The 8526-nt window shown below is 71.3% G+C and carries 9 protein-coding genes; 5 read left to right on the top strand and 4 right to left on the bottom strand.

Annotated features, from left to right (window positions below; genetic code table 11):
* Positions 1–325: 325 nt before the first annotated feature.
* From AB8Z36_RS22465 to AB8Z36_RS22475, 3 genes are read left to right on the top strand one after another with little or no spacing between them, the layout of a single operon-like run.
* Positions 326–1282, top strand: coding sequence for an ABC transporter substrate-binding protein (locus AB8Z36_RS22465; protein ID WP_369215157.1), 957 nt, complete (start codon positions 326–328; stop codon positions 1280–1282).
* Between the two features lie 35 nt (positions 1283–1317).
* Positions 1318–2262, top strand: coding sequence for an amino acid ABC transporter permease (locus tag AB8Z36_RS22470; RefSeq protein ID WP_440581971.1), 945 nt, complete (start codon positions 1318–1320; stop codon positions 2260–2262).
* An 8-nt stretch (positions 2263–2270) separates the two neighbouring features.
* Complete coding sequence (locus tag AB8Z36_RS22475) at positions 2271–3023, top strand: amino acid ABC transporter ATP-binding protein (RefSeq protein ID WP_369215165.1); 753 nt, start codon at positions 2271–2273, stop codon at positions 3021–3023.
* A 115-nt stretch (positions 3024–3138) separates the two neighbouring features.
* Here AB8Z36_RS22475 and AB8Z36_RS22480 read toward each other — a convergent pair whose 3' ends face one another.
* Positions 3139–3924 (bottom strand): class I SAM-dependent methyltransferase, encoded by a 786-nt coding sequence (locus AB8Z36_RS22480; protein ID WP_369215158.1) that lies wholly within the window; start codon positions 3922–3924, stop codon positions 3139–3141.
* 91 nt (positions 3925–4015) lie between these two features.
* Between AB8Z36_RS22480 and AB8Z36_RS22485 the strand changes: the two genes are divergently transcribed.
* Positions 4016–4666 carry a CGNR zinc finger domain-containing protein gene (locus tag AB8Z36_RS22485; protein ID WP_369215159.1) on the top strand — a complete coding sequence of 217 codons (651 nt, stop codon included), beginning with the start codon at positions 4016–4018 and terminating at the stop codon, positions 4664–4666.
* Here the strand turns inward: AB8Z36_RS22485 and sodX are convergent.
* Complete coding sequence (gene sodX, locus AB8Z36_RS22490; RefSeq protein WP_369215160.1) at positions 4549–4983, bottom strand: nickel-type superoxide dismutase maturation protease; 435 nt, start codon at positions 4981–4983, stop codon at positions 4549–4551. The two genes, AB8Z36_RS22485 and sodX, sit on opposite strands and share 118 nt — an antisense overlap.
* A 144-nt stretch (positions 4984–5127) precedes the next feature.
* Between sodX and sodN the strand changes: the two genes are divergently transcribed.
* Positions 5128–5523 carry a superoxide dismutase, Ni gene (gene sodN, locus AB8Z36_RS22495; protein ID WP_369215161.1) on the top strand — a complete coding sequence of 132 codons (396 nt, stop codon included), beginning with the start codon at positions 5128–5130 and terminating at the stop codon, positions 5521–5523.
* A 91-nt stretch (positions 5524–5614) separates the two neighbouring features.
* On the opposite strand, the gene AB8Z36_RS22500 is transcribed toward sodN, so the two are convergent.
* Both AB8Z36_RS22500 and AB8Z36_RS22505 read right to left on the bottom strand, forming a co-directional pair.
* Entirely contained in the window at positions 5615–6298 is a 684-nt protein-coding gene (locus AB8Z36_RS22500) for a response regulator (protein WP_369215162.1), read from the bottom strand.
* Positions 6299–6320: 22 nt separating this feature from the next.
* A complete protein-coding gene (locus AB8Z36_RS22505) occupies positions 6321–8327 on the bottom strand; it encodes a sensor histidine kinase (RefSeq protein WP_369215163.1) in 2007 nt (668 codons plus the stop codon).
* Positions 8328–8526 lie beyond the last annotated feature (199 nt).

Below are 8526 nucleotides of genomic sequence, written 5' to 3' on the forward strand. Positions count from 1 at the left end.
ATTGCAGCCGGTTGGCCGGGGGCGGCGGGAGCCGGGGGCCGCCGCGTCGGGCGTCCCGGCCGGCCCGGATCTCGCTTCCGTAAAGTCCACATGGCGAGATTCGCCGATTTTCCGGCGGTAGCGGGTGATTCGCTCCGGAGCCTTTTCGCCCCCGCCTGCACCGGCCTGTAGCGATTCGAACCCTTCCCGTTATCCGATTTTGACATCGTCGGCACCCAGATCCGGACGGTCCGAATGGCAAGATGCCGTCATCACACGAGGTCGCGACACCCGAAGGTGTGTGCCCGACCCATCGGCAACTCCCTCATCCGCCGGAGGACCCACCATGACCGCAAGCTCCCTTTGTCGTAAGACCGCAGCGAAGTCCGCGAAGTCCCGGATTGCCGCGGTCGGCGCGATCGCGGTCGCCGGCACGCTGCTGCTGTCCGGCTGCGGCGACCAGACCAAGGACAAGAGCAGCGACTCGGTCAGCAACGCCCCGCTCGCCGACAAGCTGCCCAAGGACATACGCGACAAGGGCGTCATCAAGGTCGGGTCCGACATCGCCTACCCGCCCGTCGAGTTCAAGGACAAGTCCGGCAACACCGTGGGCATCGACCCGGACCTCGGCAAGGCGCTCGGCAAGCAGCTCGGCGTGGAGTTCGAGTTCGAGAACGGCACCTTCGACACCCTCCTCGGCGGCCTGCGCTCCAAGCGCTACCAGATCGCCATGTCGGCCATGACGGACACCAAGAACCGTCAGGAAGGCATCGACGAGGACACCGGCAAGAAGGTCGGCACCGGCGTCGACTTCGTCGACTACTTCACCGCCGGTGTCTCGATCTACACCAAGAAGGGCGACGACCAGGGCATCAAGACGTGGTCGGACCTCTGCGGCAAGAAGATCGTCGTCCAGCGCGGCACCGTCTCGCACGATCTGGCCAAGGCCGAGTCGAAGAAGTGCGGGGGCGGCAAGAAGATCGCCATCGAGCAGTACGACAACGACCAGCAGGCCCAGGCCCGGCTGCGCTCCGGCGGCGCCGACGCCGGTTCCTCCGACTTCCCCGTGGCCGCGTACGCGGTGAAGACCTCGGGCGGCGGCAAGGACTTCGAGCTGGTCGGCGAGCAGGTCGAGGCCGCCCCGTACGGCATCGCCGTCTCCAAGAAGAACCCCGAGCTGCGTGACGCGATCAAGGCCGCGCTCGACGCCATCATCAAGAACGGCGAGTACGAGAAGATCATCGCGAAGTGGGGCGTCAAGGACGGCGCGGTCAAGGAAGCCACCGTCAACGGCGGCAAGTGACCGACGTCCCTCCTAGTCGCTGAAAGGCCACTGACGTGACCACCGACATCTCCAAGAAGGGCCCCGGGGACGACGTCCCGAAGGCACGGCCCGCGGAGGCCATCAAGGCCATCCCGGTCCGCCACTTCGGCCGCTACGTCGCCGCGGTCCTGGCGATCGGCGCACTCGCCGCGATCGTCTACGCCTTCTCGCAGGGCGACATCAACTGGGGCGCGATCCCCGACAACTTCTTCGACGACCGCATCCTCAGGGGCGTCCGCGAGACGCTGATCCTGACGTTCCTCTCGATGCTCATCGGCGTCGTCGGCGGCGTCGTCCTGTCGGTGATGCGCCTGTCGAAGAACCCGGTCACCTCGTCGATCGCCTGGTTCTACATCTGGTTCTTCCGCGGTACGCCGGTCCTGGTCCAGCTCTTCGTCTGGTTCAACCTCGGCTTCGTCTTCGACTACGTGAACCTCGGCCCCGTCTACAAGGACGAGTGGTCGGACTTCATGACGCCGTTCCTGACGGCGCTGCTCGGCCTCGGCCTCAACGAGGCCGCGTACATGGCGGAGATCTGCCGTGCCGGTCTGCTCTCGGTCGACGAGGGCCAGACCGAGGCGGCACACGCGCTCGGCATGAGCCACGGCAAGACGCTGCGCCGCGTGGTCCTGCCGCAGGCGATGCGCGTCGTCGTGCCGCCGACGGGCAACGAGTTCATCAACATGCTGAAGACGACGTCGCTGGTGGCGGCCGTCCAGTACTACGAGCTCCTCAAGTACGCCCAGGACATCGGCACCTCGTCGGGCGCGACGGTGGAGGCACTGCTGCTCGCCGCCTGCTGGTACCTGATCATGACGTCGATCCTCAGCGTCGGCCAGTACTACCTGGAGCGGTACTACGCGCGCGGCTCGACCCGCAGCCTTCCGGCCACCCCCTTCCAGCGGGTCAAGGCCAACATTCTGTCCCTGAGCAACCGTGCGGGAGGTGTGAGCCGATGACCACCGCCATGGTGAAGGCCGAGAACGTCCACAAGTCGTTCGGCAGCGTGGAGGTGCTCAAGGGCATCGACCTGGAGGTCAAGTCGGGTGAGGTCTTCTGCCTCATCGGCCCCTCGGGCTCCGGCAAGTCGACGTTCCTGCGCTGCATCAACCACCTGGAGAAGATCAACGCCGGGCGGCTGTACGTCGACGGCGAGCTGGTCGGCTACCGGCAGAAGGGGGACAAGCTGTACGAGCTCAAGGACAGCGAGGTCGCCCTCAAGCGCCGGGACATCGGCATGGTCTTCCAGCGCTTCAACCTCTTCCCGCACATGACGGCGATCGAGAACGTCATGGAGGCGCCGGTCCAGGTCAAGGGCGTCTCCAAGGCCGAGGCGCGTGAGCGCGCCGGGCAGCTCCTCGAACGCGTCGGCCTCGGCGACAAGTCGGGCAACTACCCCTCGCAGCTCTCCGGCGGCCAGCAGCAGCGCGTGGCGATCGCGCGGGCGCTGGCGATGGACCCGAAGCTGATGCTGTTCGACGAGCCGACGTCGGCGCTCGACCCCGAGCTGGTCGGTGACGTGCTCGACGTGATGCGCGACCTCGCGGAGTCCGGCATGACGATGGTCGTCGTCACGCACGAGATGGGCTTCGCCCGCGAGGTCGGCGACAGTCTCGTCTTCATGGACGAGGGCGTGGTCGTCGAGTCGGGCCACCCGCGCGACGTCCTGACGAACCCGCAGCAGGAGCGGACGCAGTCGTTCCTGTCGAAGGTGCTGTAGCGCCCCGCAAGGGGCGCGGGTAACTGCGCGAGCAACCAGGTGGTACCCGCACCTGATGACGCACAGGAAGGGGCGGTACGGACCACGTGTCCGTACCGCCCCTTTCGTACGTCGATTACTTGAGCCCCAGGATCACCGCGTCCGACGGCGAGGCCCACACCGGGCGCGCCTCGGCGAAGCCCGCCTCGCGCAGCGTCCTCGCGTGCCACTCGGCCGAGGGCATGTCCCCGTCCGCGTGCTCCCCGTAGATCTCGAAGCGCTTGGCGGTGGGCTCGGCAAGAACCGGATCCTGGGCGGCGAGCTGCCACCACTCCTTCCAGTCGAGCACGCCCTCGGCCTTGGCGCGGTCCATCCGCCGGTGGCGCAGGGCGCTCTCCGCGGCGTTGATCCGCGGGGTCGCCGGATCGGGCATGTGGTCGGCGTTCATGAAGACGCCGCCGTCCCGGACGAGCCGCGCGACCTGGCCGTAGAGGGCGGCGAGCGGTTCGCTGAAGAGCCAGTGCAGGGCGGTCGCCGTGAGCACGGCGTCATAGCTGTCGTGCGGGAGCGCGGTGGCCCAGTCCGGGTCCTTGAGGTCGGCGGTGACGAAGGTGACCCGGTCGTCCCCGGCGAACGTGCCCTCGGCGATGGTGAGCAGCGCGGGGTCGAGGTCGACGCCGACACTGGTGGCTTCGGGGAACCTCTTGAGCAGCCGGTCCGTAATACTTCCCGTACCGCAGGCCAGATCGAGCACGCGCGGTGCGGTTCCGACCACGGCCTCGACCATGTCGAGCATGATCGTGAAGCGCTCCTCGCGGTCGGGCAGGTACCACTGCTGCTGCCTGTCCCAGCTCTCCTGCCAGGCGCGCCAGTCGGTGCCGAGCCCGGTCCCCGGGTCCGCTCCCGTACCCGTCTCCGTCATCAGAACCCCTCCACTCCGTAATACCCTGGTACCGCAGACGGCCATTACCTGCCGACGCGTTGACCATAGCCCGCCCCCGTAAGGACTACAAGTGGAACTGGCCTATTACTCGGACTACGCCGTACGCCTGGTCAACAGCGAGGAGCCGGGCCGCAACAAGGACACGCTCACCTCGGTCGAGGTGATCAGGGAGCTGTTCGGGCCGAGCACACAGATGGCCCGCCGCGCGACGGACGCCGATGTCACACGCTTCCGGTCGGTCAGGGCGCGGCTCCGCGCGGTCTTCGAGGCGGCGGACGACGGCGACGAGACACTCGCGGTCGACCTGCTGAACTCACTGCTCCTGGAGTTCCCCGTCAGCCCGCAGATCTCCGGTCACGACCACCGGGACGACGACGGGCGCCCGCTGTGGCACATGCACCTGGCGGACCACCCCTCGAACGCCACCGCCGGATACGCGGCGATCGCCGCGATGGGCCTCGCCTTCCACCTCACCGAGCACGGCGTGGAGCGCCTCGGCCTGTGCGAGGCGGCCCCGTGCCGCAACGCCTACCTCGACACGTCCACCAACCGCTCCCGGCGCTACTGCTCGGACCGCTGCGCCACCCGGGCCAACGTCGCGGCCTACCGGGCCCGCAAGCGCCTGGAGACCGAGCGCTCGGGGAGCACGGGGCGCACCGCCGAGGCCGTCCAGCGCGCCAGCGCCAGCGGTGAGCGGCGGCCCGGCGCGGGCGGGCGGTAGCGGAAGTACACCTTCCCCAGGACCAGGTCCTCGGGGACCACGCCGTAGTCCGTGCTGTCGCCGCCCGCGAAGGTGTTGTCGCCGCGCACCCACCAGCCGCCCTCGCGGCGCTCCTTGGCCCGCTTGACGACCAGCAGGTCCTGCTGGAACGGGTGGCGCAGGATCACCACGTCACCCGGGCGGACGCGTGCGCCCCACCGTACGAGGAGCCGGTCCCCGTGGCGCAGGGTGGGCACCATCGACGGACCCGTCACCTCGGCCGCGCCCCACGGCAGTGCGGCTCTTCCGCGCTCGGTCTCCTGCGACAGCTCCGGCACTGCCGGCACCTCCCCGGTCCCATCGTCCACCAGTCCCAGTCTCACCCTGGACTTTTGTCCTAAGCCCACGGGGGCACTCGCGAAATCGGGTCTCTCACGGAGTAATGTCCCACCTGAGAAGACGATCACGAGGAGGACCGCTCCATGCTTTCCCGCCTGTTTGCCCCCAAGGTAAAGGTCAGCGCGCACTGCGACCTGCCCTGCGGCGTGTACGACCCCGCCCAGGCCCGGATCGAGGCCGAGTCGGTCAAGGCCGTCCAGGAGAAGATGGCCGGCAACGACGACGCGCACTACCAGGCGCGCGCCACGGTCATCAAGGAGCAGCGTGCCGAGCTCGCCAAGCACCACGTCTCGGTGCTCTGGAGCGACTACTTCAAGCCCCCGCACTTCGAGAAGTACCCGGAGCTGCACCAGCTGGTCAACGACACCCTGAAGGCCCTCTCGGCCGCCAAGGGCTCGACGGACCCGGCCACGGGCCAGAAGGCGCTGGACTACATCGCCCAGATCGACAAGATCTTCTGGGAGACCAAGAAGGCCTGAACCGGGCTTTTTCCCGAGGGGGCTCGTCCGCAGATCCGGACGGGCCCCTTCGGCGTCCGGGCCCGCCTGTCGGGCTGTCCGGCCCGGCCGCCTATCCGGCCGTTCCCCGGGGCCGGGCGAGGCCCAGGTCGTACGCGAGGATCGTGGCCTGTACCCGGTCGCGCAGCCCCAGCTTCTTCAGCAGGGCGTTGACGTGCGACTTCACCGTGCCGGTGGTCACGCCGAGCGCCTCGGCGATCTCCGCGTTGGTGTGACCCGCGGCGACCAGGGCCAGCACCTCGCTCTCCCGGGGCGTCAGGGACTCAAGGAGTACGGGGTCCGGGGCGGGCTCCGTACCGGCGAAGGTGTCGATCAGGCGGCGCGTGACCGTGGGCGCGAGCATCGCCTCGCCCGACGCCACCACCCGGATGCCCGCGAGCAGTTCCTCGGGCAGCGCGTCCTTGAGCAGGAACCCGGAGGCCCCGGCGCGCAGGGCGTCGTGCACATAGGCGTCCTGGTCGAAGGTGGTCAGGACCAGGACACGCGGTACGGGCTCGGGCCCGCCGGTGAGCAGCCGGGTGGCCGTGAGCCCGTCCATCCCCGGCATCCGGATGTCCATGAGGACCACGTCCGGGCCCAGTTCGGCGGCGAGCCGCACGGCGTCGGCCCCGTCCGCGGCCTCCCCGACCACATCGAGGTCCGGCTCGGCGTCGACGACCGCGGCGAACCCCGCACGGACGACGGCCTGATCGTCGACGACCAGCACCCGGACATTCCCGGTGGTCCCGTCGGTCATGGCGGGCTCCCCTCTCACATCATCACGGTGTCGGGCTCAAGTGTGGCCGGGCGGTTTTCCCTGGCTCACCCGGGTCTCCCGCGGACGACGTCTCGCGCAGCGCCGCCAGCAGGCCCCGCATGGCCGCGAGGCCCGCCCTGGCCTCGTCGGCCACGCCCTGGAGGTCGCCCCGCTCGGCGGAGGTGACCACCTCGGCGGCGTGGCGCAGGACCTCGCCGCGCAGCTCCTCGGCTATCCGGTGGCGCTCCGCGTGGGCCGCGGCGACCGCCGCGCGGACCGTTTCCGTGAGGGCGTGGTCCTCGTACGCCTTGACGCGTTCGCGGCGGGTGCGGGTCACCGCGCCGATCGTCCAGGGCAGCGCCACCGGGAGCAGGAACGCCGCGCCGAGCAGCCAGACGATGAAGACGAGCGCGCCTCCGGCGGCCGCGCCTTTGGCATCCGCTCCCCCGGACCCCGCGCCGCCGTTCGCGGCGGCCAGGCCGACGCAGAGGAGGGAGAGGCCCGCCGCCGCCACCGGCAGCACGGTCCAGGTGACCCGCGGCGGCCCGGCGAACGCCCCCACCGCGTGCACGGCCACCGCCGCCGCGACCCCGCCCGCCGCCACCAGGCAGAGCCCCACCGTGGTCGTCAGGAGCCCGGCGGCGACCCCGGCCGGGGCCAGGAAGGCCGACGCGAGGACCGCGCACAGTGCCGTCCAGGGCGCCCGGCGCCGCCACAGCAGCGGCAGCGCCTGCGCGACGGCGGGACCGCAGGCCACGGCGGTGGCGGCCGGGCGTTCGGCGAGGAGGACGAAGAGCGGGAGCACGGCCACCGCGAGCACGGTCGCCCCGTCGGCGGGATCGAGTCCGCGCAGCAGGGGATGCCGGGCGGCCCGGTCGTGCAGCACCGCCCGGGTGCGCGGCAGCCGYGCGCGCACCGCCCAGCCGGGACGGTCCGCGCGCGGCCCCGCGTCCAGCGTGCCGCCGAGGGCGGCGGCCCGTTCCCGCATGCCCGCCGTGCCCCGGCCGGAACCGAGCCACCGCCGGTCCGTGAGCGCCCCGCCGCCCGGCGCCCCGTCGTCCTCGACCGTCAGCTCCACCGCGCCGTCCGAGCCCGCGACCCGCAGGCGTACCCGTACGGCCGCCCCCGGGGCGTACCGCAGCGCGTTGGTGAGCGCCTCGCGGACGATGCCGAAGGCCGCGTCGGCGACCGGGCCCGTCAGGGCGGCGAGGTCCGGCGCGATGTCCACGGCGGGGCGCGCGCCGAGCCGGGCGAACCCGGCGGCGAGTTCGTCGACGCGCTCGGAGAGCGGGCTCTCCTCGTCCGCGGCCGAGGTCCGCATCAGCGCCACCAGGCGGTGCAGGGAGGCCAGGGTCGCGCGCCCGCTCTCGGCGGCGAATTCGAGCGCCTGCGCCGCGAGTCCTTCCCTGCGGGCGCCGAGCCGCAGCGCGGTGTCCGCGGTGATGACGACGGAGGTGAGGTGGTGGGCGCTGACGTCGTGCAGTTCGCGGGCGAGCCGCTCCCGCTCGGTGGTGGCGGCCAGGCACCGTTCGGCCTCGGCCCGCGCCAGGTCCCGTGCGGCGGTCTTCCGGCCCGTGAGCCAGCGGCGGCGGCTGCGGCCGAGGCCCGCGACGGTCACGTACAGCGCGAGGTTCACCAGGCTCTCGCCGACGGCCTCGGCGCCGGAGAGCTGCGCGGCGGCCCGCACCGCCCCCGAGAGCGTCAGCGCGGCCCCGACCAGGGCGGCCGTCCGCCCAGGGCACCGCACCGTCACCGAGTACAGCGCCACCGGCACACCGAGGCCGAGCAGCAGAGCCGCGTCTCGCAGCGCGAGCGCCGCGAGCAGCGCGGCCTCCACGCCGAGCGTGGCGGCCACCGGCCGACGGCGGCGCAGGCCGAGCGCGACGGTGGCCACGGCCGCGAGGGCGAGTGCGGCGGCGAGGCGTACGGCGCCGACCGGTTCGCCGTCGGCCAGCGGCCGGCCCGGCCAGAAGGCGAGCTGGGCGGCCGCCAGCAGCAGGGGCAGCAGCCAGTTCCGTATCGCCTCCATAGTGGCCCCGATGATACGGAGGGGTGATCAGGCGGCAGCGGGCCCGCACGCCCGCCGCCGCGTATACCTAGGGGCCCTGCCTGCCGGGTACGTATATCTCAGGGTGGACATCACGATCGTACGAGCGGCCGACGCCTGGCCGCCGATCCGCCGGAATGCTGGGAACATGACGTCCCCGCGACCTCCGCACCACCCGCAC

The sequence above is a fragment of the Streptomyces flavofungini genome (genome assembly GCF_041028215.1).
GTDB lineage: Bacteria > Actinomycetota > Actinomycetes > Streptomycetales > Streptomycetaceae > Streptomyces > Streptomyces flavofungini_B.